Genomic DNA, 23809 nt, shown 5'->3' on the forward strand with positions numbered 1-23809 from the left:
TTAGGACCATGTTCGATCCAACTAATCCGCTTTTCTGGGTGCTTGTCGCCTTCGTGGCGTTCCTTGCTCTGCTCGTCTACTATGGCGTTCCGGGTGTCGTCGCGAAGGCGCTCGACAATCGTGCCGACAGCATCCGCAAGGAACTCGATGAAGCGCGTAAGCTTCGCGAAGAAGCGCAGTCCCTGCTGATGGACTATCAACGCAAGGCCCGCGAAGCCGAGGTTGAAGCTCAGTCGATCATCGAGCAGGCCAAGCGCGAGGCGGAAGCGCTCGCAAGCGAATCTCGCAAGGCCCTCACTGAGAGCCTGGAGCGGCGCTCGAAAATCGCTGAAGACAAGATTGCACGCGCCGAAGCACAGGCCCTGGGCGAAGTTCGCTCCGTCGCCGTGGAAACGGCGCTCGCAGCGGCGCACGAAATCCTGAAGACGCGCGCAACAGGTGCGACCGGCGACTCGCTGGTTTCGCAGTCGATCGGCGATCTCAGCGGCAAGCTCAACTGAGCGAATCGCAGACGGCCAGAACGTTTAAAGCCGGGCTTCATGCTCGGCTTTTTTGTTGGCTTGAATTTCGGTTTAGCGAAAGCGGGCAGCTGACGGATCAACCGGAGCTTGGCGCTCTGCCGTCGAAGCCGACGACGAGCTGATACTCGCCAGGCCGCGTGCCTTCAGCAATCGGGAACGTGACGGTGCGGACGGTCGAGAAATAGCTGATCGGCTTATCGAGGCCGACGTTGACATCAAGCTTCACGCTGTCGGTCGCAATGCGCGTGCGCTTGCCATCGTTGACGGATACCGTAATCGGCAAAGTGACGTTGCCAGGCTGGCCTTTGGGTCCCAGCAGCACACGACCTGAGAAGCCATATTTCACAGTCACGCGGCCAGGCTCGACTTGGCACTCGCGCGCCGTCTTGGTGATTTCGCCGCGCTGTGCGACTGCCAGCGCATCGCCGACATGGCCGATTTCGTAGAACGTGATGTAGTTGTCATGCGGCGCGATGACGAGACGCGGGCAACCGGCGTCAACATCGCCGACGAACGTGCTTCCTGTCGCACTCGTATCGTTGGATTTGGCCGCGTCGAGCAATTGGGCTTCGTTGACGGATGCGACTTGGGTATTTCCCGAAGAGCCGCCTCCAAACATTCCGCCGCCGAGGCCAGACGTCAGCGAGGACATGCCGCAGCCACCAAGGGCCGTAAGCGGCATAACAAGCGTCACCGCTGCCATTATTCGGGCGGACGGTGCAAAGAAGCGACGCGTCAACGTCACATCCCTGTTAAAAGGATGCCGATAACCCCAGTTGCGCAACACTGTCCCCCGAGGTTCGGACCCCCGGCCCCTTGTATTGTCCGAAAAGCACCGTAGCATCCGACGCCACTGGTCCCCAAATGCATTTTCATGCATGCCGAACGAATATAGAGGACGTCTTTCTTCCATGTCCGGCCTTAACCAAAGCAATGCGACCATGAAAAAGCCGCCCCTCAAGATCCTTCTCGCTGCGCCGCGCGGCTTCTGTGCCGGCGTTGATCGCGCAATTCAAATTGTAGAACAGGCTTTGACCAAATTCGGCGCCCCCGTCTACGTCCGTCATGAGATCGTACACAACCGTTATGTTGTTGATTCCCTGCGGGCGAAAGGCGCCGTTTTTGTGAAAGAGCTGGATGAGATTCCAGATACCGAACAGCCCGTGATCTTTTCAGCACACGGTGTGAGCAAGGCCATACCTGCTGCGGCACGCAGCCGTAACATGTTCGTCGTCGACGCGACGTGTCCGCTGGTTTCGAAAGTTCACATGGAAACGGCCCGTCACCACGAGCAAGGCCGCGAAATCATTCTCGTCGGACACGCTGGCCACCCGGAAGTGGTCGGCACGCTGGGGCAACTGCCGCAAGGCGCGATTACGCTCATCGAATCGGTCGAGGACGCGCAGGCGTTCATGCCGAAAGATGCATCCAATCTGGCCTATGTCACACAAACGACGCTGTCGCTCGACGACACTGCTGAAATCGTCGCCGTGCTGAAGGAGCGTTTTCCCGGCATCGGCGGCCCGGTGAAGGAAGACATCTGCTACGCGACGACCAATCGTCAGAACGCTGTTAAAGCGCTCGCTCCGCAGATCGACGGATTGCTAGTGGTCGGCGGCCCGAAAAGCTCGAACTCGCTGCGTCTTGTCGAAGTCGCGTCGCGCGCCGGTTGCCGCTTCTCGTTCCTCGTCGAGCGGGCGGCCGATATTCCGTGGGACAAACTCGAAGGCGCAGAGACCGTCGGGATCACGGCAGGCGCATCGGCGCCGGAAGTCATCGTCGAAGAAGTGGTCGAAGCGTTCCGCGACCGCTATGATGTAACGATCGATATCATCACGACACTCGAGGAGCGCGTGGTCTTCAATGTGCCGCGTGAGGTCCGGGTCGCTCGCGCTCCGGCCGAACAGCACTAGCTCCCATTCGGCGCACAGGAACATGGCGGTCTATACGGAAGTCAGCGACGACGAGCTTGCGCGCTTTATCGCCGGGTATGATCTCGGGAAGCTGCTTTCGTTCAAGGGCATCGCGGAAGGCGTCGAGAACACCAATTATCTGGTGCACACGACCGGCGGCACGTTCGTTCTGACGCTTTATGAAAAGCGCGTCGACGTCGCCGATCTACCGTTCTTCCTCGGCCTAATGGAACATCTGTGCGCGCGCGGTGTCACGTGTCCGCTGCCGGTTCGAGATCGGAACGGCAACATTCTCAACGAGCTTGCCGGACGCAATGCGGTGCTCATCACGTTTCTTAAGGGAGTGTGGCCGAAACGGCCGAAGGTTGAGCATTGTCTCGAGCTCGGCAAAGCGCTGGCGCGCATGCACTTGGCGGGCGAGGACTTTCCCTTGCACCGCGCCAACGCTCTGGGGCTTGCGGGCTGGCGGCCGCTCTACGACAAATTTGCGGAGCGGACGGAAGAGATCTGTCCGGGCCTTGGAGCGCTGATCGCGACCGAGCTGCGTTTCCTTGAAGAGAAATGGCCGACGGATCTGCCGCATGGCGTCATTCATGCCGATCTCTTTCCGGACAACGTTTTCTTCCTCGACGACAAGCTCTCCGGGATCATCGATTTCTATTTCGCGTGCGATGATGCGCTGGCTTACGACATCGCGGTCTGTCTCAACGCCTGGTGCTTCGACGCGGCATCGGCATTCGAACCGGCAAAAGGCGCAGCCCTGCTGAAAGGCTATGACAGCGTTCGGCCGCTTACCGATCGCGAACGAGACGCAATGCCGATCTTAGCGCGCGGCGCGGCGATGCGCTTTCTGCTGACGCGCAGCTATGATTGGCTTAACACGCCGAAAGATGCGCTCGTTGCGCGCAAGGATCCCGCGGACTATGTCCGGCGGCTCAAATTCCACCAATCGGTCGGAAGCATCGCAGACTACGCACCACAATTGATTTCATGACAGACGAACAACGACCGAAAGTTCAAATCTACAGCGACGGCGCCTGCTCGGGTAATCCCGGACCCGGAGGCTGGGGCGCCATTCTCATTTCCGGCGCGCACCGCAAAGAGATCAACGGCGGCGAAAAGCTGACGACGAACAATCGCATGGAGTTGAAGGGCGCGATCTCGGCGCTCGAAGCCCTCAAGCGAAAAAGCGACGTCGATCTGTGGACCGACAGCAACTACGTACGCCAGGGCATCACGGCGTGGATTCACGGCTGGAAGAAGAACGGCTGGAAGACGGCCGACAAGAAGCCCGTCAAGAATGCCGAGCTGTGGCAGGAGCTGGACGCGCTGCGCGCCAAGCATCACGTCACGTGGCATTGGCTGAAGGGCCACGCGGGACATCCGGAAAACGAGCGCGCCGACCAATTGGCGCGCCTCGCAATGGCGCCGTTCAAACGCCGGGGAGCCGCGAAGCTCCCCGCCGACGACTTAGATTGAGCGGTCGATCATCGAACAGAGCGTTGCGGCGCTCGATTTGTCAGCGATGGGCGGCGAGTCCTCGACGTTCAGAACTTTGACGACGCCGTCATCGACCAGCATGGCATAACGCTTCGAGCGCAGACCCAGCCCGAAATTCGAGAGGTCGATTTCAAGGCCGATGGCTTTAGCGAAATCGCCGGAACCGTCGGCAAGCATTTCGATCTTGCCGGTCGCGCCCATGTCCTTCGCCCAGTTCGTCAGGACGAAGACGTCGTTCACGGCCGTGCAGGCGATCGTGTCGATGCCCTTAGCGTGTAATTCATCGACTCGATCGACAAAGCCCGGCATGTGGCTCTTGCTGCACGTCGGCGTATAAGCGCCCGGCACCGCGAACATCGCGACCTTCTTGCCGGCGAAGATTTCGCCGACTGTTTTGGGCTGTGGACCGTCTGGCCCCATCACCGTGAATTTTCCGTCCGGCAGGCGATCTCCGACCTTGAGCGTCATGGGCATGTCCTCTGCGTTTCAGGCCTCGTCGGCCGGTCCTCTATGTAGACCGGAAGCCTTACTTCTCAAGGACAATCGTTGTCTCGGACTGGCCTTTGGCGTCGATCATCGTGACCGTCAGAGGCTTGCCTTTGAGGTCCTTGATGTTGACGCCGTCGGTCAGATCGACCTCGAATACCGCCTTGCCGGATTGATCGGCTGAGCGTTTCGGCAACGGAACGTAAATTCCGCCTGGCCCTTCGACGAAGGCATCGGCAGTCTTGGGATCGGAGCTGGCGATATCGAGAATAAGCTTCGGCTTGCCCGCACTGTCATTCAGATGCCAGGACGCCAGGGTCGGGTCGATGCCCGATCGCGCCGCTTTGTCGGGCACACGCGCAAGACTTGCTGTCAGCTCTGCGGAGGTCCCGACGTCCGGCGGAATTGTGAGTTGCAGCTCGGCTTCGGCGGGAATGCAAATGTCCTTGCAGATGCCGTACTGAACCTTGCCTTCGAGCGTGACGGGCTTGCTTGGGTCTTTCGGCGTCACCAGAACCGGGAACAACACGGCGTTCTTGTAGCCGACGACGTCGCCTGCCTTGTCGTGAATGCGGTGCGGTGCCGGATAAAGGACTGTCGCCGAGGCGAGATTATCGGAACCTGTCCAATCGAAATCGGGTGGGACGCCGCCCGCGTCGCCCGGTGTGCGCCAATAGGTTTTCCAGCCCCCGGGCATTGAAACGTCGACGCCGGCATAGAGCGCCGTCTTGCCATCGCGGGAGGCGTGTCCGGCAATCAGGCGCGCCTGATTGTCCATGCCGCGAAACCAGTCGGAGGCAACGGGTCCGGCATCGCTCCATGCCGCCGTGCCGCTCAGTAGAAAGAATGCCAAAGCCAGTCTGATCACGCTCGCTTGCCTTCCAATGCTTAATTCATTGTCATGTCGGCCGGGGACCGGGCTCTCGTTCGACCTCACGAGCCCTTATATGCGGCGGGATCGCCTCTCGTTACAGGTCCCGGCGCTGCTTTGCCGGACTTTAAAGATCTTCACGCCGCCGTTGTATGAGGTTAGTCTGGACAATATGAAGGTCAGCCGACAGTTGAGCCCAGACGACGGCTCAGAGATCAAGCTCGAAGGCCAGCTCCTCATCGCTATGCCGTCGATGACGGACAAGCGCTTCCAGCGCTCGGTCATTTACATGTGCGCGCATTCTGCCGAAGGCGCGATGGGACTGATCATCAATCAACGCGCCAACCATATTACAGCGCCCGATCTTCTCGAACGGCTCGGTATTTCGCCGCGTGATCCTGACGACGAAATTACGAGCGAGGTGCTGTCGCTGCCGATTCAGGTCGGCGGACCGGTCGAGACGGGGCGCGGGTTCGTGCTGCACAGCTCCGACTATTTCTCCGAAGATTCAACGCTTGCGATCGAACAGGGGGTCTGCCTGACGGCAACCATCGACATTCTGAAGGCCATCGCACAGGGACGCGGGCCGGAGCGGGCGTTGCTGGCACTCGGCTATGCGGGCTGGTCGCCAGGGCAGCTCGAAACGGAGCTGCAGGCGAACGGCTGGCTGCACTGCCCGGCCGATCCCGACATCATTTTCGATGATGACCTGGAGAGCAAATACTCGCGGGCGTTGGCCAAGATCGGGATTGATCTTTCACATCTCGTCAGTGACGCCGGACACGCCTAAGCGCGCTGCAGCGGCGTCGGCCGCGGTCTCTTTTCTCTCATGAGGCTACTGGGTGCCTAAACGCCGGCGGAGCCGACCTTTGACGGTTTCTTCGGCTCTCTAGACGCGCTGTCACTCGAGGCCGGACCGCCGCTGGTGCTGCCGTTGCCCGGCAGTGGGGCGCCGGCGAGACGGGCGAGGCTCTGAGCAATCGACGGCGGCAGCGTCGAGAAATCAGGCTGCGTCGACGGCTGAGAGGGAAATCCCGAGCCGTTGCCATTGCCCGGAAGCGGTGGTGGCGCGGTGGGCGGGATGATGGTCGGCGTATCGCTGCGCAGCGACGCAGGGATAGGCGTTCCGGTCCGCGGCGGTGGTGATGCCGCTTGAGATGGGGCGGAAGGCGCGCCGGGAGGCGGCGGCGCCGGAGACGCGCTGGCGCGCGCAAGCGCCTCGGCGAGCGGTGAAACGATATTCTTGCTGCGCTCGTCCTGTTGCGCGCGATCCGGCGCCTGCCGAGATGGCGGCGAGACCGTCGTCGGTACGCCATTGGCGTGCGGCGGCGGCGCAGGCATATGGGGGGCTTGCCGGTTCGACGGCTGGGGCGACAACGAAGGCGGCGGCATGGTTTGTGGCGGCGGCGCCAGCGGCCCGCCAGGACCCGACGGACCGGCGTCGGCCAGTCTCGGCGCTGCGGTTCGCGTCTGGGGCGACTGCGTGATCGGACCGGCGCCGTGGTTGCCGTTGCGATTGCTCAAGGGGTTGGGAGGAACCGGAGCCAACGCCGATAGCGTCGGCGGAGCCGTAACCGGGTCGGGATTGCGCGAAGGCGTGTCGGCAGGCTTCGCCGAACCGTTCAGAGCACCGTTGAGAGCAGCGACGGTCGCCGGGGCGATGCCGTTGACGCCATTCGGTTTGGCGGCTGCGGGTGCGGCCGGTTTCTGACGCTGCCGGACGACAGATCCGGACGGCAAAGCCGCCGGTTTCGTCGCAGGCGAACCGGCCGTTGCCGGGACTGCGGCGGGATTGGCTGTCTTGGGATCTTGCGGCGGCGCTTTGGCCGATGCCGTAATGAGCTTTCCAGACTTCTTCGTCACCTCTTTGCCGGGCGTTTTCGCCTTTGGCCGGAAGAACCCGCGCGGCTGCAGCTTGCGCTCCGAACGCCGGACCATTTTCAAGAGCTGCGAGACGGCGCGCTCGGGAATCGGCTCGCCGAAGTGATAACCCTGTGCGTATTCGCAACCGATCGAGCGCAGGAATGCGGCTTCGTCGGCCCGTTCGATGCCCTCCGCAGCAATGGTCATCGACAGCTCGTGCGCGAGCGCCACCATCGACCTCATGATCGCGGCACCGTCGCCGGTACCGCTGCCGCGGACCAACGTGCTGTTGATCTTGACCGTATCGAAGGGGAACCGATGCAGATAGGCGAGCGATGAGAAGCCGTTGCCAAAGTCATCGAGCGTTAGCTCGACGCCCGAGCCGCTGAGCATCTTCAAAACCTCGACCGCCTGCTCTGGGTTGTCCATGAGCAGGCTCTCGGAGATTTCGAGCCGCATGGTACCAGCGGGTGCAATATTACGGCCGAGCACATGGCGGACTTCTTGAACCGACTCCGGACGGAAGAACTGACGGCCGGAGACATTCACCGAAACGAAGATCGGCCGCTCCGAGCGTGGCAGCTCAAGCACCCAGCGTGCAACGTCGCGCGAGGCGCGCAGCAGCAGGTGCGAGCAAAGCTTGATCAGGATCTCGCTGTCGCCAGCATCAGCCAACTGCGCCATCGGGTTGACGAGACCGAGGTTGGGATGCTCCCAGCGCAACTGGGCTTCGAAACCGGCCAGCTCTTTGGTCGGCAGATAAACGATGGGCTGATAGAGAACCTTGAGGTGGTTCTTCTCGATGGCCCGCGCCAGATCGGCTTCGATCTGAGCGTCTGAATCGCGGTCGCGGCGCATCGACGGCTCGAAGACCTCGATGCGGTCCGGGCCGCCGCGCTTGGCGCGATACATCGCCAGTTCGGCATCCTTCAGGAGATCGCCGTCGGCGCCTTGCGTTCCATCCCACAGCGCGACACCCATCGATCCCGTCAAGATCACTTCCTGGTTCGCAAGCGGTATCGGGGCGCGCAAGGAGCGGCGAATGCGTTCGGCGAGCGCCGGCAGATTGCGCGCTTCCCGCTCACCGATGAAGAGCAATGCGAACTGATCGCCGCCAACGCGGGCAACCGTATCCTGCGGCCCAAGATGGCGTTGCAGGCGGCGCGCGACCGTCAGCAGCAGGCTGTCGCCGCGAACGAGGCCGAACGAAGCGTTGACGCTCTTGAACTTGTCGAGGTCGATAAAGATCACCGACGGTTTGACGGTGTTGTCGGTCTTGGCGCGGACGATGACTGACTTCAGCCGGTCGATGAAGAGTTCGCGGTTGGGCAGGCCCGTCAGGCTGCAATGCACCGCGTCGTGCAACAAACGTTCGTGCGCGCGCTTGCTGTCTGAGACGTCGCGGATCAGGCCGACGCAGCGCAGGGTACGGCCGTCGGCATTGGGAACGCTGGCGGCTTCAAGCTCGAACCAGCGCCAGCTGTTGTCGGCGTGGCGGAGACGGAAATCGCTCTTGATGCGAATGCCGGAGCGTTCCTGTGCCGACATCAACGTGACGCGGAAACGCTCTTTATCTGTCGGATGGACGTGTTTGAGGAAATCGTCGACTTTCGACGTCAATTCGCCCGGCATGAGAGACAAGGCGATCTCAACCTCCGGCCCGACCTTGATCTCGTCGCGGCGGATATTCCATTCCCAGATTGTCGATCCGGATGCAGCCAGCGCCAGCGACCGGCCCTGCAGCTCGGTGGGCGCGCCGGTGTAAATGGCATCTGACGAGCGGAACGCAAATTGCGTGACCGTGAAGCCCATCAGAATGACGACCAGCACAAGGCCGGCGACGAGACTGGAGACGACCACGTCGCCCGACATGCGGCCGGTAAGCGTCATGCCAGTCGCGAAAATCCAGACCAGGAACAGAACCCAGGTCGGCACGAGCGACAGGGCGCGATCCTGTCCCTTGAAGGCCAGGAAGAGCGTAAAGAGCGCGCCAATGCCACCGATGGCCAGGAACGATAATCGGGCAAACGTCGCCGCCAGCCGCGGATCAATGACGGCGACGGCAATCAACGTCAGCTGCGCGACGATCCAGACGCCGATCATCATACGCACGATGCCGTGCCAGAGCCCCAAGCGCAGAAACGTCGAGAAGAACATCACGAAGCTCGCCGCCATCGCCGCTTCGCCAGCGGCTCGATAGACGGCGTTGTCTTCAGGTCTCAAATTGAAAAGCTTATGGAAGAAACCGAAATCGACGCACAGATAGTTGAGGACCGTCCACGCGACCAAGGCCGCGGCGGGAAAGATCAGCTTATGGTTGGCGGCGAAGATCGACGTCAGGAAGATCGCGAGCAGGCCCGTCAGGCCCAGCATTGCGCCGTTAAATAGCTGGCGGTCGCGGGTTTTAATTTCGTAGTCGATCGGTTGCCAGAGATACATGCGGGCGTAGCGATCACCCGCAAGCTCGGCGACGTATGTGATCGTCTGTCCCGGTTCGAGCGTGATGCGGAAAACGTCCGCCTTATCACTCTTGATGCGTTCGGGCACGAAACCGACCGACGGCGTAACGCTCTCGATGCGGCGGGCGTCGAGGTCGGGCCAGACGGCACCGGAGCCGACAACGTTGTAGCGGTCGGCTGTCAGCAAGCGTTCAAGGGATTTGTCTGTCTTATTCGTCAACGCGAAGACGACCCAGTTCGGACTGGTGCCCGGAACGGAGGCGCGAACGGTCATGCGGCCGGAAACGCCATCAGCCCCGGCAGCCGTCTCGACCTGCAGGCTGTCGCCGCGGCCTTCGTAGGCTTCGCCGAGCGTCGTGATCTCGAGCCGGTCCTGGTCGCTTTCGACGGGAATGGGGGTCAGCGCTTCGGCTCGTCCGACGAGCGTAACGAGGCACGTGACAACGAGGCCCAGCAACGCCAGCCAGGACCGTGCCCGTTTCCCTCCGTCACCCCTCCAGACTGCCATTACCCCCCCAGTTCCGAAGTGCCTGACGATGGCCCCTCAGCCAGACGCGCGTAAAGCAGATGGTCTTCCCATCGGCCATTAATCTTCAGGTATCCGTGCGCCAACCCTTCGCGCTGAAAACCGACTGATTCAAGGACGCGCATCGAAGCAAAGTTTTTCAACATCGTCGCGGCCTCGATGCGGTGGAGCCGCAAGGCGTTGAAGGCCATAGGCAGCAGCATAGCGACGGCTTCGCGCATGTGGCCGCGACCGGCGTAAGGCGCGCCCATCCAATAGCCGAGCGATGCCGTCTGCGCCGACCCGCGGCGGACGTTGGAGAGCGTGACGCCGCCGAGCAGTGTGCCCGTCGTGTTCTCGAAGATGAAGTAGGGATACGAGACGTCGTTGTGGATGTCCTTGGCGTAGGCGCGAAGGCGGCGGCGATACATGGCGCGGGACAGATCGTCCGGCGACCACGTCGGCTCCCACGGCGTCAGGTGCGCCCGGCTGGCGGACCGGAGTTCGGCCCAGGCCGTATAGTCGGCAGGCGCCGGCTGACGCAACGTCAGGGCGCGGCCGTGGACGACCTCGAAATCTTCATCGGGACGTATCGAACGAAGGAATGCCACGCCCTGTCACCTCGCGACCTTGCCAACCGCAGCCGGAGCATGGCGCGATGTAAACTGCGCCGCAATGCGCGAAGCTTGTCCCGACGATTTCCGGCCAGACCCGATGACGGCGACAGACGGCGCTTCCTCGGTCAACGTTTGGGCAAAAGCCTTGATCCGAGCGTGGTCAACGGCGTCAACGTGCTCGATCAGCTCGGTAACCGGGATGAGGCGCCCTTGGGTCAGAAGCTGACGCGCCATCTGCTCGGCGTTGACCGCCGAACTTTCAAGCGCCATCAGCAGGCCCGCCTTGAGCTGCGCCTTCGAACGCTGCAATTCGGCTTCCGTCGGGCCGGTGTCGGCAATTTCCGCAAGCTGCGCTGCGACGACGTCGGCGAGTTCGCCAACCATCTCCGGGGATGTCGCGGCATGCACAGACAGCATTCCAGTGTCCCTAAGTCCCCAAACCGAGGAGTCGATCGAGTAGCACAAGCCTCGATCCTCCCTGATTTCCTGAAACAAACGCGACGACATTCCGCCGCCGAACAACCCCGAAAACACCTGCGCGGTGTAGAACCCCGGCTCCAGATACGATGGGGACGGCAATCCGATCAAAACGTGGCTTTGCTCGAACGGCTTGCTCGACGCAGCGGAGCCGCCCCGGTAGAGCGCAAGCGATTCAGTTCCCTGTTGCCGGGAAGTGAGCCCTCCGAATAGGGCCTGAACGTGGCGAACGATGGTTTCGTGGTGTACAGCCCCCGCGGCCGAAACGACAATCGCCTCAGGCAGATAGTGCTCATCGAGGTAGGATTTGAAATCGGTGGCCTGGAAGCTGCCGACACTTGCCTTGGTGCCGAGGATGGGACGGCCGATCGACTGGCCCGGAAAGGCGACGCCCTGCATCAGGTCGAAGGCCATATCGTCGGGGTTGTCGTCGGAGGCGGCGATCTCCTGCTGGATGACGACGCGCTCGCGGTCAATGTCCTCGTCGGCAAATTTCGAATTGAGCAGAATGTCGGCGATGACATCGAGCGCGATCTTATCGTCACCCTTCAGGACGCGGGCGAAATAGGCGGTTGTGTCGAGCCCGGTCGAGGCGTTGAGGTCGCCGCCGATGCCTTCGATTTCGTCCGCGATCTGACGGGCAGAGCGCGTCTTCGTGCCCTTGAAGGCCATGTGCTCCAGGAAGTGAGCGAGGCCATGCTGATCTTCACGCTCATGCCGTGCGCCGACGGCGACCCAGACGCCGAGCGACACCGTCTCAAGGCCCGGCATATGTTGCGTGACGACGCGCAGTCCGTTCGGCAGCGTCGAGATTGCAATCGTCATCGCGATACCCCCGGCGCAGCGCGGCTGTGGTTCAGAACGAACTCTTCGACCGCCGCGAGACTATTCGGCAAGACTTCGAAATGTTCTTCGTCGGTCATCAAATGGTCAAAGCCGGGCGGCAGCGGCGGCCGCTTGCCGGTGATCCGTTCGATGGCGTCGGGAAATTTGGCGGGGTGCGCCGTCGAGAGAACGACGGTGTCGCCCGCGCTCGTGCGTTCGGCGGCAACGAAGGCGCAGGCGGTGTGGGGATCGAGCAGATAGCCGTAGCGCGTTTCCGTCTCGCGGATGCAATCGGCGACATCCTGCTCCGTCGCGGAGACGGCGGCGAAATCAGCCTGCAAGATCGGGGCGACGCGCCCCAGCTCGAAGGAGCCTTTTGCGGCCAAAGAGGTCATCAGGCTGCGGACCAAGTCGGCGTCGCGACCTGAGGCTTCGAACAGATAGCGTTCGAAATTCGAGGAAATCTGAATGTCCATCGACGGCGAGGACGTCGCGATGACGTCGCGCATGGCGTAGACGCCGGTCGAGACGGCGCGCGGCAGAATATCGTTTTCGTTGGAGGCAATGATGAGCTTTGCGATCGGCAAGCCCATGCGCTTGGCGACGTAGCCGGCAAAGATATCGCCGAAGTTTCCGGTCGGCACCGCGAACGACAGCGCGCCGTTCGAACCGCCGCCAAGGCGCGAAGCGGCATAAAAGTAATACGTCACCTGTGCGACGATGCGTGCCCAATTTATCGAATTGACGCCCGACAGCTCGACGCGATCGCGGAAGGCGTGATCGTTGAACATCGCTTTGACGAGCGCCTGGCAGTCGTCGAACGTGCCGCGGATGGCGAGCGCGTGGACGTTTTTCTCTGAAGGCGTCGTCATCATCCGGCGCTGGACGTCGGAGACACGGCCTTCGGGAAACAGGATGACGACGTCAACGCGCTTCGAGCTTCTGAAGGCTTCAATCGCGGCGCCGCCGGTATCGCCGGACGTCGCGCCGACGATCGTCGCGCGGCGGCTGCGCTTCGCCAGCACGTGATCCATCAGGCGCGAGAGCAACTGCATCGCGACGTCCTTGAAGGCGAGCGTCGGGCCGTGGAACAGTTCGAGGATCGTCAAGCCGGGCTTCACGGCATGCAGCGGCGTGACTTCATCGCTCGCGAATGTGGCGTAAGCCTCGCTCGCCATGCGAAAGAGATCGTCGCGGGAGATCTCATCGCCGGTGAACGGATGAATGACCTCGACCGCGATTTCGGCGAAGGATTTTCCGGCGAAGAACGTGATCGTTTCGGAAGAAAGGACCGGCCAGACTTCCGGCACGTAAAGGCCGCCGTCGCGAGCAAGTCCCGCGAGGACAACGTCCTCAAATCCCAGTTTTTCGACTTCGCCGCGCGTTGAAATGTAGTTCAAATTATCTCTCATTCTGCGGTGGATCGGACGAATGTCGCCCGGCCGGCAAGCCTAATTCGACAGCCTCGGACGAACAACTTATTCGCCCGCTGTCCGGCTGCACCGCGACTTACTCTTTCTTAGATTGCAGGCCATCATCTTCCACAGCCGCAAGTCGCTGTCGAGCAAAGACCGCAAACACGGCGATGAGCGTCAGCGCCAGCCCGTACCACGTTACGACGTACTGGAGATGATTGTTGGGCAGATTGATCTCGGTCGTGCCGCCGCGCGGCCATCCGCCCGGATTGGGGGGCGCTGCGTCGGCATCCAGGGAAAACGGGGCGTAGGCCTGACGCTTCTCGGTGTTGAACTGGAGCGGGGTCGGGGGGCCTTCCGGACCCCACTGCATGCCCTCCAGGTCCGGCCAATACCAGCGGTTGCCAGCATAGTCGTTGTCGGGCGCGAACCAGGGTTTCGGTTGCGCTAGGCGCACGAGGCCGGTGACGGTCACGGGTCCGGCCACTTGGCCTTCGGCGCGCTTCGAGGGATCCTTCAGCGTCTCGGGCACCCAGCCACGGTTCACGAAGAGCGGCGGCAGTCCGCCGTCAGGAATAAGCAGCGTGTAGACGTCCCAGCCCTGCGACTGATCGGTCGGGTGATAGAGGTGGCGCTCGCGGCTGTAATCGAAGCGGCCGGTGACGCGCATGTGCATGTATTCGACGTCGCCCGTTTTCACATATTCGGCGAGGACGGCCGGATAGGAGATGGGCTCCGCCGTCCGTCGCGTCTCGATGCGCGAGATCAGCGCCTCTTTCCAGGACTTTCGGTGCCACTGCCAGTTGCCCAGCCCGATGAGGACCGGCAGCAGGGCAAGCGTCAAAAGTCCCGGGACGATGAGGCCGGCGGCGCGCCAGCGCGCAAACATGCTCATCCTTCCTTAGAGAGACGGCCTTCTTCGGCCTTGTTCTTGAACTGCAAGGCGATCAACAGCGCCTTGAGAAAACGAAGCAGCAAAACCGCAAGTAGCGGCGTCAGAATTCCCCATAGGAGAACGTGGACCCACCAGGGCACGCCAAACTTGAACTCGGCGATGAGGGCGCCACCGATGCAGAGAAAGCCGAGGATGAAGATCGCGAAAACGGCAGGCCCGTCACCCGTATCGACGAACTTGTAGTCGAGGCCGCAGACATCGCACTTGTCGCGCATGTTCAGGACATTCACGAAAAGCTTGCCTTTGCCACAGCGGGGACAACGGCAGGTGACGGCCGTGACCAATGGCGAAACGGATTGAGTGTGGCTGTGCACGACCATCTCGATTTCTGCATCGTCGCGTTTGTCGCGACTCCTGCCTATCTGGCGCGGACATTCAACTGCGAAGAGCGCCGCGCTTCAAACGACAAAAGGCGGCACATTAGCCGCCTTCTGCCTTGGATCTCATTTCTCGACGCCACCGGCCGCTTATTCGGCGCCCGGAACGATCGGACCGGCGCCCCAAACGTAGATGCAGGCAAACAGGAACAGCCAGACGACGTCAACGAAGTGCCAGTACCAGGCTGCAGCCTCGAAGCCGAAGTGCTGTTGCGGCGTGAAAGCGCCCCGCAGCGCACGGATGAGGCACACGAGCAGGAAGATCGTGCCGATGATCACGTGCGCGCCATGGAAGCCGGTCGCCATGAAGAACGTCGCGCCATAGGAATGGCCCGGGAAGCTGAAGCCGGCATGGCTGTATTCCAGCGCCTGGCAGGCCGTGAACGTCATGCCGAGGATGACGGTCAGCACGAGACCGATCACGAGACCACGACGGTCGTTCTTCAGAAGCGCGTGGTGCGCCCACGTCACCGTGCAGCCCGACGTCAGCAGGATGAGCGTGTTGACGAGCGGCAGACCCCACGGGTTGAAGGTGTGCTTGAAGAAGCCGGGGATCGGGGCATCCGTTGCGGCGACGGGCACCGGCGGCCACTTGCCGCCGAAGACTTGGTCGCGCGTTGTGGTGCCGACGACGGAGGCGGCATTGTTCATCAGGTCGTGTACGCCGGCCGGGAAGAAAGCGAAATCGAAGTAAGCCCAGAACCAAGCGACGAAGAACATCACTTCCGAGGCGATGAACAGGATCATGCCGTAACGGAGGTGAAGCTGGACCACGGGCGTCTGATAGCCCTGGTTGGCTTCGCGGATGACGTCGATCCACCAAGCCCAGGCCGAGGCGACCACCGCGGTCATGCCGATGGCAAAGAGCCAGGGCCCCTTCATGCCGAGGACGCCAAGACCGTCGACGTGCGTGCGCATCCAGACGATGGCGCCGACCGCCATGATAAGCGCCGACACCGACGAGGCGAGCGGCCAGGGGCTCGGATTTACAAGATGGTAGTCATGGTGCTTCGCGTGCGTATCCGCCATTTCCGTCTCCGTCCCCTTCAGGCTTATGCCTGTTCTTGCTTGAACCTATGCGCGGCACCGCAGGGTTGGTCTCTGGTCTGCCGAGCTTTCAGTTCGTTTTCTCAACCTTCTTCTTGCTGACCTCAGCCCCCGTTCTTCTGAGCCGGCGAAGCATCGGCGGTCGCAGCCGGATGATCGACAGGATAGAAGACGTAGGAAAGCGTGACTTCCGACTGCACCGCCGCATCCCGATCCTCGACGATCTTCGGATCGATGAAGAACGTGACCGGCATCTCGACCGTCTGATGCGGCTGGAGCGTTTGCTGGGTGAAGCAGAAGCATTGGATCTTATTGAAGTACAAGCCGAAGATTTCCGGCGTCACGTTGTAGATGGCCTGACCAGTGACCGGCTTGTCCGAATTGTTGGTGGCGCGGAAGAACGCGAGACCGGTTTCGCCGATCTTGACGTCCATCTTGCTAATCTCCGGCTCGAACTTCCACGGCAGGCCGGGGGCGGTGCTGGAGTCGAAGCGCACGGTTATGGTGCGATCGAGCACCTTGTTCGTATTCGCCTTCACGCGCTGCGTCGTGCCGTTATAGCCGGTCGCCTTGCAGAACATCGTGTAAAGCGTCGGCGACATGGCGGTGATCGAACCCATGACGCCGAGGGCGCCAAGGCAAATCATGACGGCCCGTCGGTTGTTGCGAGAGGATTTCGCCGGCTTGTCCTTGTCGATCTCCACAGCGCGATCCTTTTCCATCAGCCGATGCCGTTGATCACGTTGCCGCCGAGGCGAACGAACGTGGCGATGTAAAACGCCAGGACCATAAAGCCGAGCGCAAGCCCGATGGCGATCGACCGGCGGCGACGGATCTTCTCGCTGCGCGGGTCGAGACGCTCAGGGGCTTTCGGTTCAGGAGCTTTAGGTTCTTCCGTCACGCCGCCTCACGCAAAAATGCGGCTGAAGACGGCTTCACCAAGAAGCACGGCAAACAGCACGTAGAGATAAAGGATCGAGAACCAGAAGAGTTGCCGCGCGGCGGTGTCGGCCTCGCGCCCTTCGGTCGTGGAATAGACGCGCACGGCAAGCGCCAGGAAGACCGCGCCGAGCACGGAAGCGCTGACGAGGTACGCGATGCCGCCGAGGCCGACGAAATACGGCACGACGGCCAGCGGCACGAGCAGCACGGAATAGAAGAGGATCTGGCGGCGCGTTTCCTTCAGGCCGGCCACGACCGGCAGCATCGGCACGCCGACGCGCTCATAATCACGGCAGCGATAGAGCGAGAGCGCCCAGAAGTGGGGCGGCGTCCACATGAAGATGATGAGGAACAGCAAGAGGCTGTCGATGCTGATGCCGCCCGTCACGGCCGCCCAGCCGATCATGGGCGGGAAGGCTCCGGCGGCGCCGCCGATGACGATGTTGTAGGGCGTCCGGCGCTTCAGCCACATCGTGTAGACGAAGAGATAGAAGGCGATGGTGATTGCGAGCAGCGCTCCGGCCGTCCAGTTGACGAGAACACCGAGCGTCAGAACGGAGCAGACGGCGAGCACGCCACCGAAGCTCAGGGCTTCGTCGGCGGTGACGCGGCCGCGCGGCAGAGGCCGGGCCGCGGTACGCGCCATTCGGGCGTCGATGTCGGCGTCGTACCACATGTTGAGAGCGCCCGATGCGCCGGCGCCGATAGCGATGGTGATAATCGCGATGACGCCGAGAATCGGGTTGATCGGGCCGGGAGCGGCCAGCATCGCGGCGAGCGCAGTGAAGACGACCAGCGTCATCACGCGCGGCTTCATCAGCTGAATGAAATCGCCGACACTTGGCTCAAGTATCAGTTCGCCGTCGCTGATTTCACTTTGAATGCTCATAAGCCGAAGCGCCGTCCTGGAAGTTATTTGTTTTTATTGTAGGTGGCTGCGGACCGGCTAGGCCAGCCCGCAGCGCGTCGTGTTTCCTTAATGATGGTCTGTCGCAGCGATGCGCGGCAGCGTCTCATACGAATGAAATGCCGGCGGAGACGACAGGGTCCATTCGAGCGTCGTTGCGCCGACGCCCCACGGATTGGCGGCCGCCTTTTCCTTCTTGATGAAGTAGGCATAGAACATGCCGAACAGGAAGACGAGCAGGCCAGCCGTCGTAATGTACGACCCGATCGACGAGACTCGGTTCCAATAGGTGAAGGCTTCCGGATAGTCGGCGTAGTGGCGCGGCATGCCGGCGAGGCCGAGGAAGTGCTGCGGGAAGAACAGGACGTTCGCACCGATGAACGTCAGCCAGAAGTGCAGCTTTCCAAGGAATTCGCTGTACATGTAGCCCGACATCTTCGGGAACCAGTAGTACCAGCCCGCGAAGATCGAGAACACGGCGCCGAGCGACAGCACGTAATGGAAGTGCGCGACGACGTAATAGGTGTTGTGCAGCGAACGGTCGATACCGGCGTTGGAGCACATCACACCCGTCACGCCACCGATCGTGAAGAGGAAGATGAAGCCGAGCGCCCAGATCATCGGCGTGCGGAACTGGATCGAGCCACCCCACATCGTCGCGATCCAGGAGAAGATCTTGATGCCCGTCGGGACGGCGATGACCATCGTCGCGAACATGAAGTAGGCCTGCGTATCGACGCTCAGGCCCGCCGTATACATGTGGTGCGCCCACACGACGAAGCCGACGAGGCCGATGGCGACCATCGCGTAGGCCATGCCGAGATAGCCAAAGATCGGCTTACGCGAGAAGGTCGACACGATGTGGCTGATCATGCCGAAGCCCGGCAGGATGAGAATGTAGACCTCGGGGTGACCGAAGAACCAGAACAAGTGCGCGTAGAGCAGCGGGTCGCCGCCGCCGGCCGGATCATAGAAGGTCGTACCGAAGTTACGGTCCGTCAGCAGCATGGTGATCGCACCAGCAAGAACCGGCAGCGAGAGCAGCAGCAGGAAGGCGGTGACCAGCACCGACCAGGCAAAGAGCGGCATCTTGTGCAGCGTCATGCCCGGAGCGCGCATGTTGAAAATGGTCGTGATGAAGTTGATGGCACCGAGAATAGAGGACGCGCCAGCAAGGTGAAGCGAGAGAATGGCGAAGTCGACCGCCGGTCCCGGATGGCCGATCTTGCTCGACAGCGGCGCGACGACGATCCAGCCCGTGCCGACGCCGTTGGCATCGCCCGTACCCGGAACGAACAGCGAGATCAGCAGCAGCGTGAACGCAATCGGGAGCAGCCAGAACGAGATGTTGTTCATGCGCGGGAACGCCATGTCCGGCGCGCCGATCATCAGCGGCACGAACCAGTTGCCGAAGCCGCCAATCATGGCGGGCATGACCATGAAGAACACCATGATGAGGCCGTGGGCCGTAACGAAGACGTTGTAGACGCCTTCATTCGAGAAATACTGAAGGCCCGGCTCTTGAAGCTCCAGTCGCATCATTACCGAAAGGAACGCACCGATGCAGCCCGCGAAGATTGCGAACAACAGATAGAGAGTGCCGATGTCCTTATGGTTGGTCGATAAGAACCAGCGCCTGAAGAATGGCGGGGCGTGATCGTGATCACTGCCCGCTACGTGTGCCGTGCTTCCCATTTCGTTGAGCCCTTGTCCCGGTAGTTTGTCTGATCTTTTTATTGGGTTGAACGTTTGCTGCGCCGGGCAGCTGCCGCTTTGCCGTTACTGCGCCTGAGCCACGGATTGTTGGATGACAGGCTGGCTTGCGGTATCCGCGTCCAGGATCTGCTGAGCCTTCTTGCTGTCCTTGGCTTTCAGGGCCGCCATCCAGGCGTCATAGACCGGCTGTTCGACGACACGAACTTCGATCGGCATGGCCGAGTGCAGCTTACCACACAGCACCGAGCACTGACCGAAGTATGTGCCAATCTTCGTTGCCTTGAACCAGACAGCTGCCGTACGGCCCGGAACGGCCTGCTGCTTCACGCCGAAGGACGGGATCGTCCAAGAATGAATGACATCATTGGAGGTGACGAGAACGACGACGTTCTTATTGACCGGAACGGCGATTTCTTGGTCGACCGAAAGACGGCGGATCTTCTTTTCCTCGCCCCAGAGCGGCAGCGAATCTTTGTAGAGCGCCTCGTGCAGGGCGGCACCATCGAGCGAGCCGTACTTCTTATCGAAGGCGTCGTCGCCGATCTTATTGCGCAACACTTCCTCGTCGCTGACCATGTTGGACGTCACGGTCACCTTGTCGTCCATATACTCATGTTCCCAGAACCAGGCGTTGCCGGTGGCCTTGATGGTCACGTCGGCCTTGGGGAACGTGTACTGGTTGAAGAGGAGGTGGAACGACGGAATCGAAATGAAGACCAGGATCAGAATCGGGACGATAGTCCAAGCGACTTCCAGAAGCGTGTGGTGTGTCGTGCGGGAGGGATTCGGGTTGCTCTTCTCGTTGAAGCGAAACATCACGTAGACCATCAGCACGAGTACGAAGAGCACGATGACCGTGATGATGATGTTAATGACGCTGAAGAGGCTCGAAATCTCGTCCATGATGGGGGATGCAGAAAGCTGCAGTCCAAGCTCGCCATCCGTCGGCTGACCCAGACCGGCCAACGCCGGCGTCACAGCACCGAGAGCAACCGCCAAACACGCGGCCACCATGACGGCAACCGCGCCAAACATCCTCTTCGACATTCCTTCGCTCCCAGTTTGTCGCGCCGGATCCCTCAGAACGCGACAGCCTCCCATTGACTTGACGCGGCAGGCCAGCGGCCAATCCCCGTTTGATTATTGCCCGGCTTCGCAACCAGGAACGCTCCGAACAAACTCGGACCGTATGCCTCATCGATTTGTTAAAGCGGGTTGATAAAGAGCACAATCCATTCGCGTGTCTCAAGTGAACTTTTCTGCGTCATTTATTCGCGAAAGTATGCGAGGGATCAGCGAATCAGTGACCTTGGGCGATCAGACGTCGCTATCCCGCCGCGACAGAATTCGGCCGAATTCCTGGTCGACGAAGCGCGTCTCCTGCCGTCGCTTTACACGCATTGGGCGTCGCCCGCGAAATCGAGGACAACCGCTTGTTGCCAGAAACCGAGGGTTCTATCGACCGAGGCCCATTTTGCGGGCGCCTGGGCAAAATGTTTGCCGCCAAAAACTGGACTTTCGTAGCGCATCTGTGCGGCGCGGCCATGCTGTTCGCATTCGCACAAGCCGCGACCATGCTGGCGACGTCGAAGGCCGCGTTCGCAGTCGATGCACCGGAGGGAACCGTCAAGGCCCAGTACGGCGACTGGCAAGTTGTATGCAAAGACCCACCGCCGGGCGCCAAGAACCCCGTCTGCGCCCTGGTCCAGAGCGTGACCGCCGAGGACAAGAACAATATCGGGCTCACGGTCTATTTTCAGAAGTTCTCGAACGGCACGCGGGTGCTTCGCGTGTTTGCGCCGCTCGGCGTGCTGCTCCCGCCGGGGCTTGGCCTCAAGATCGACAATAAGGATGTCGGCCATGCGCCGTTCCTGCGCTGTCACAGTTTCGCGTGCTATGCGCAAGTTGTGGTCGAGGATCCACTGATCGAGCAGCTCAAGACCGGCAAGACGGCGATCTTCATCATCTTCCAGACCGAGGAAGCGGGCATCGGCATCCCGATTTCCCTCAAGGGCTTTGGGGACGCGCTGAAGGAACTGAAGTAAAAGCCGATGCCTAGGGCGGCCTCCGGGAGCCGCGCACTGCTCTTAGGCGACTTTACGGACGCTCTCGCCAGCGGGGTCGCGGTCCAACAGGATCAGCGTATCGCGCATTGGTTTATGCGGCAGCTCAAGCACTTTCGGCGCGACCGATTCTGCGGCCGTTTCGACGACAGCCGCCACGCGCGGCGCAGTCTCGAAACACTCCAGCATCACCGCTGCCCAGAGCTGCATGTTGGCGTGAAAAAAGTCAGCGGGTGTCGCTGGGCGTGTCATCTGATGCGCCCAATGCACGACCGCACGGGATTGCCGGGACTGCGAGCTTGCGAATTCCAGATGGGTCCGGCCGATAGCCTTAAGTATCGGCTGCCACGCGAAAGACGTCACGTCCACAAGCTCGAACATATTCTGGAAAAATGGATAGTATAGCGAAGTCGTTTTTACGGATACTTGCGTATCACCTGTCATTGACGCGTCCTCCCAGACACTCAATTGTTCGGCTCCGTTCGGAACTCACAATCTTTTTTGGCGCTCGCAATGACGACTTGCGCCCATTTTTTAGTCAGTACCATGGTAGGACGCCGACTGCATTTCACAGATACGTGCACGTTGTAACAGCTTTCTAACGTCTCCCCTGCCTGCGGGCTTTGCGGCAGGTCAAACAGTGGAATTGAGCGGAGCGGCGCGGACAAACTTCCGCGCGTTCTCCAGTTGCATTGCTAGACATTTCGCAACCCAAATCGTTAAGCAAATTCTTCTTTGTTCTTCTTGACGAAAGCTCCCGCCGGACGGCCTTATGATCAAGTTGCCTAATACAAATTTATTCAAGTTGGCGTTCGAATGCGTGGGGCGTGGCGTCAGGGGGGCATCGGCGTAACCGGCGTGATTGCTGCGGCAATCGCGACGCTCATCATGATTTCTGCGCCCATGACGGCTTCGGCAGAAGAGCTTCAAGCCCAGCCCGACGCCCCTGCTTACGGCTGGCGCGAAATGTATGGCGGCGTCGATGCCGCCCGCGACCAGTGGCTGTTCTATTCGGGCATGACGATCACGCCCTTCAGCCCAAACATCTACAGCGACGGCTGGCGCTTGCGCGTCGGAGGCGGCTACGGGCGCTACAGCTACGATTCCATGGGTCCGCATACGAACTGCGGCGTGGCATGGCTGAACGATATCTGCTCGGAGAAGGACCGAACCCGGCAACACTACGAGGTCTCGCATTCCTACGCCGAGGTGCTGCTGGGGTATTATCTCCAGCTCGGCCGTTTGACGGCGAAGGCCTTTGGCGGCTTCTCGATGTCATCGGAAAATCATCTCAACGCTTTCGAGCCGGCGCAGGACAATGACGGCACCGAGTTCGGCGTCAAAGGTGCGCTGGAGTTCTGGCTCAACCTTACCGACACGTCGTGGACGTCGCTCGACGTCAGCTATTCGACAGCGCGCAACGAGACGGCGTCACGGTGGCGTGCAGGCTGGCGTGTGACACCTGCGCTCTCAATCGGGCCGGAGCTTCGCTACGATAAAAATATCGAAACGGGCGATGGGGCGTGGAACGGCCGCGCGGGTCTTTTCGCGCGTTACGAATGGACGGGCGGCGAGGTGTCCCTGGCGAGCGGCGGGGCGTGGTGGATCGACGGCTGGACGCCGGACAATCCTTCTGCTTACGGCACTCTCCACGTGCTTTTCCACTACTGACGAAGTTGGTGCGAGACTTGCCAAGATGAGGGAAAGCGTCGTTGTATTCTGTTCCAAAGGCAGATGCCGCCACACGCATGAGACAATGAAAAACATTCTCGGGACCGTCTCGGTCATCATTCTTGCGACGATCCTGGTTCCTGAATTCCCGAACGGTGCACATGCCGACACGTGCGCCTCGGCTCCGGTCGTGGCGCGAGGCGAGGAATCGCGCTTCGAATGGTCGGCAAAGGCCAAGACGCGCGCCAACTGGCGCGCAAAGGTCCGGGCCATGACGACACTTGGTCCCGATTACGCAAACTGGGGGCGGGCACAGGATACCGAAGAAAGATGCATGACCGGTCCCAAAGGAACGGTGTGCATCTTCACCGGAACACCCTGCCGGCGCTAAGGCGCGGTCGCTGCGATCCGCTTCGATCCTGGCCTGCGGCTACGGCGCGCGTCGGAATGATGCAGTTCGTCGCCAAGGTGACCTTGGCGATCGCTGGAACAGCGCCCCATATGAAATGCAATAGCCGCCCGCCGCTGCACGCAGGCAGCCGAAAGGCTTTTTGCGGCACCCAACCCGGCATTGAGACAAGCCGGGACCGATTCGTTCGAAGTACCAGAAATCCGCCCGGCCGTACGGCGCGGGCAGGTGAGAGAGGAGCGGTGGGTTGCGGGACCTACTGCTCCTCTT

General features: G+C 61.2%; 24 protein-coding genes. 8 read left to right on the plus strand and 16 right to left on the minus strand.

From position 1 onward, the window contains the following. The first annotated feature begins 8 nt into the window (after positions 1–8). Complete coding sequence (locus tag HYP802_RS0121310) at positions 9–500, plus strand: F0F1 ATP synthase subunit B (RefSeq protein WP_013949765.1); 492 nt, start codon at positions 9–11, stop codon at positions 498–500. A gap of 97 nt (positions 501–597) precedes the next feature. Here HYP802_RS0121310 and HYP802_RS0121315 read toward each other — a convergent pair whose 3' ends face one another. Further along, the gene (locus HYP802_RS0121315) at positions 598–1203 is read right to left on the minus strand and encodes a hypothetical protein (protein ID WP_244420929.1); all 606 of its coding nucleotides are present in this window, start codon (positions 1201–1203) and stop codon (positions 598–600) included. 229 nt (positions 1204–1432) lie between these two features. Here HYP802_RS0121315 and ispH point away from each other — a divergent pair, with 229 nt between their 5' ends. From ispH to rnhA, 3 genes are read left to right on the plus strand one after another with little or no spacing between them, the layout of a single operon-like run. Continuing rightward, positions 1433–2434 carry a 4-hydroxy-3-methylbut-2-enyl diphosphate reductase gene (gene ispH, locus HYP802_RS0121320; protein WP_013949768.1) on the plus strand — a complete coding sequence of 334 codons (1002 nt, stop codon included), beginning with the start codon at positions 1433–1435 and terminating at the stop codon, positions 2432–2434. Positions 2435–2456: 22 nt separating this feature from the next. Beyond that, positions 2457–3428, plus strand: a complete 972-nt coding sequence (locus HYP802_RS0121325) for a homoserine kinase (RefSeq protein WP_024276500.1) — start codon at positions 2457–2459, stop codon at positions 3426–3428. Next, positions 3425–3913, plus strand: coding sequence for a ribonuclease HI (gene rnhA, locus HYP802_RS0121330; RefSeq protein WP_013949770.1), 489 nt, complete (start codon positions 3425–3427; stop codon positions 3911–3913). Before HYP802_RS0121325 ends, rnhA begins: the two co-directional genes overlap by 4 nt. Here rnhA and HYP802_RS0121335 read toward each other — a convergent pair. Together HYP802_RS0121335 and HYP802_RS0121340 are read right to left on the minus strand one after the other, a co-directional pair. Next, complete coding sequence (locus HYP802_RS0121335) at positions 3905–4402, minus strand: peroxiredoxin (RefSeq protein ID WP_013949771.1); 498 nt, start codon at positions 4400–4402, stop codon at positions 3905–3907. The two genes, rnhA and HYP802_RS0121335, sit on opposite strands and share 9 nt — an antisense overlap. A 58-nt stretch (positions 4403–4460) precedes the next feature. Further along, positions 4461–5288: a protein-disulfide reductase DsbD domain-containing protein gene (locus HYP802_RS0121340; protein WP_013949772.1), complete on the minus strand. Its 828-nt coding sequence runs from the start codon at positions 5286–5288 to the stop codon at positions 4461–4463. A 175-nt stretch (positions 5289–5463) separates the two neighbouring features. Here HYP802_RS0121340 and HYP802_RS0121345 point away from each other — a divergent pair, with 175 nt between their 5' ends. Continuing rightward, positions 5464–6081, plus strand: coding sequence for a YqgE/AlgH family protein (locus HYP802_RS0121345; protein ID WP_024276502.1), 618 nt, complete (start codon positions 5464–5466; stop codon positions 6079–6081). Positions 6082–6137: 56 nt separating this feature from the next. On the opposite strand, the gene HYP802_RS0121350 is transcribed toward HYP802_RS0121345, so the two are convergent. The 12 genes from HYP802_RS0121350 to coxB form a co-directional block, all read right to left on the minus strand. Beyond that, on the minus strand, positions 6138–10121 hold the full coding sequence (locus tag HYP802_RS0121350) for an EAL domain-containing protein (RefSeq protein ID WP_024276503.1): 3984 nt from the start codon (positions 10119–10121) through the stop codon (positions 6138–6140). Further along, entirely contained in the window at positions 10121–10729 is a 609-nt protein-coding gene (locus tag HYP802_RS0121355) for a GNAT family protein (RefSeq protein WP_024276504.1), read from the minus strand. Before HYP802_RS0121355 ends, HYP802_RS0121350 begins: the two co-directional genes overlap by 1 nt. Positions 10730–10735: 6 nt before the next feature. Next, the gene (locus tag HYP802_RS0121360) at positions 10736–12037 is read right to left on the minus strand and encodes a pitrilysin family protein (protein ID WP_024276505.1); all 1302 of its coding nucleotides are present in this window, start codon (positions 12035–12037) and stop codon (positions 10736–10738) included. Then, positions 12034–13449 carry a threonine synthase gene (gene thrC, locus HYP802_RS0121365; RefSeq protein ID WP_029671151.1) on the minus strand — a complete coding sequence of 472 codons (1416 nt, stop codon included), beginning with the start codon at positions 13447–13449 and terminating at the stop codon, positions 12034–12036. Before thrC ends, HYP802_RS0121360 begins: the two co-directional genes overlap by 4 nt. Positions 13450–13546: 97 nt before the next feature. Further along, positions 13547–14341, minus strand: a complete 795-nt coding sequence (locus tag HYP802_RS0121370; RefSeq protein ID WP_024276507.1) for an SURF1 family protein — start codon at positions 14339–14341, stop codon at positions 13547–13549. Positions 14342–14343: 2 nt separating this feature from the next. Beyond that, positions 14344–14637 (minus strand): DUF983 domain-containing protein, encoded by a 294-nt coding sequence (locus HYP802_RS0121375; RefSeq protein ID WP_348623845.1) that lies wholly within the window; start codon positions 14635–14637, stop codon positions 14344–14346. Positions 14638–14874: 237 nt separating this feature from the next. Then, a complete protein-coding gene (locus HYP802_RS0121380; protein WP_013949780.1) occupies positions 14875–15813 on the minus strand; it encodes a cytochrome c oxidase subunit 3 in 939 nt (312 codons plus the stop codon). Positions 15814–15935: 122 nt separating this feature from the next. After that, positions 15936–16553 carry a cytochrome c oxidase assembly protein gene (locus HYP802_RS0121385; protein ID WP_013949781.1) on the minus strand — a complete coding sequence of 206 codons (618 nt, stop codon included), beginning with the start codon at positions 16551–16553 and terminating at the stop codon, positions 15936–15938. Continuing rightward, a complete protein-coding gene (locus HYP802_RS0121390) occupies positions 16553–16732 on the minus strand; it encodes a protein CoxF (protein WP_013949782.1) in 180 nt (59 codons plus the stop codon). Before HYP802_RS0121390 ends, HYP802_RS0121385 begins: the two co-directional genes overlap by 1 nt. Before the next feature lie 6 nt (positions 16733–16738). Then, positions 16739–17662 (minus strand): heme o synthase, encoded by a 924-nt coding sequence (locus HYP802_RS0121395; RefSeq protein ID WP_013949783.1) that lies wholly within the window; start codon positions 17660–17662, stop codon positions 16739–16741. An 87-nt stretch (positions 17663–17749) separates the two neighbouring features. Then, positions 17750–19375 carry a cytochrome c oxidase subunit I gene (gene ctaD, locus HYP802_RS0121400; RefSeq protein WP_013949784.1) on the minus strand — a complete coding sequence of 542 codons (1626 nt, stop codon included), beginning with the start codon at positions 19373–19375 and terminating at the stop codon, positions 17750–17752. An 84-nt stretch (positions 19376–19459) separates the two neighbouring features. Beyond that, the gene (gene coxB / locus HYP802_RS0121405; RefSeq protein WP_013949785.1) at positions 19460–20443 is read right to left on the minus strand and encodes a cytochrome c oxidase subunit II; all 984 of its coding nucleotides are present in this window, start codon (positions 20441–20443) and stop codon (positions 19460–19462) included. A gap of 353 nt (positions 20444–20796) precedes the next feature. On the opposite strand from coxB, the gene HYP802_RS22660 reads away from it, so the two are divergent. Further along, positions 20797–21441: an invasion associated locus B family protein gene (locus HYP802_RS22660; RefSeq protein ID WP_244420930.1), complete on the plus strand. Its 645-nt coding sequence runs from the start codon at positions 20797–20799 to the stop codon at positions 21439–21441. Positions 21442–21483: 42 nt separating this feature from the next. Here HYP802_RS22660 and HYP802_RS0121415 read toward each other — a convergent pair whose 3' ends face one another. After that, a complete protein-coding gene (locus tag HYP802_RS0121415; protein WP_013949787.1) occupies positions 21484–21903 on the minus strand; it encodes a hypothetical protein in 420 nt (139 codons plus the stop codon). Between the two features lie 372 nt (positions 21904–22275). Between HYP802_RS0121415 and bcsS the strand changes: the two genes are divergently transcribed. Both bcsS and HYP802_RS23755 read left to right on the plus strand, forming a co-directional pair. Beyond that, on the plus strand, positions 22276–23130 hold the full coding sequence (gene bcsS, locus HYP802_RS0121420; protein WP_013949788.1) for a cellulose biosynthesis protein BcsS: 855 nt from the start codon (positions 22276–22278) through the stop codon (positions 23128–23130). 85 nt (positions 23131–23215) lie between these two features. Beyond that, positions 23216–23521, plus strand: a complete 306-nt coding sequence (locus HYP802_RS23755; protein ID WP_024276508.1) for a hypothetical protein — start codon at positions 23216–23218, stop codon at positions 23519–23521. Positions 23522–23809 lie beyond the last annotated feature (288 nt).

The organism is Hyphomicrobium sp. 802, from assembly GCF_000526135.1.
In the GTDB taxonomy this organism is placed as follows: Bacteria; Pseudomonadota; Alphaproteobacteria; order Rhizobiales; family Hyphomicrobiaceae; genus Hyphomicrobium_B.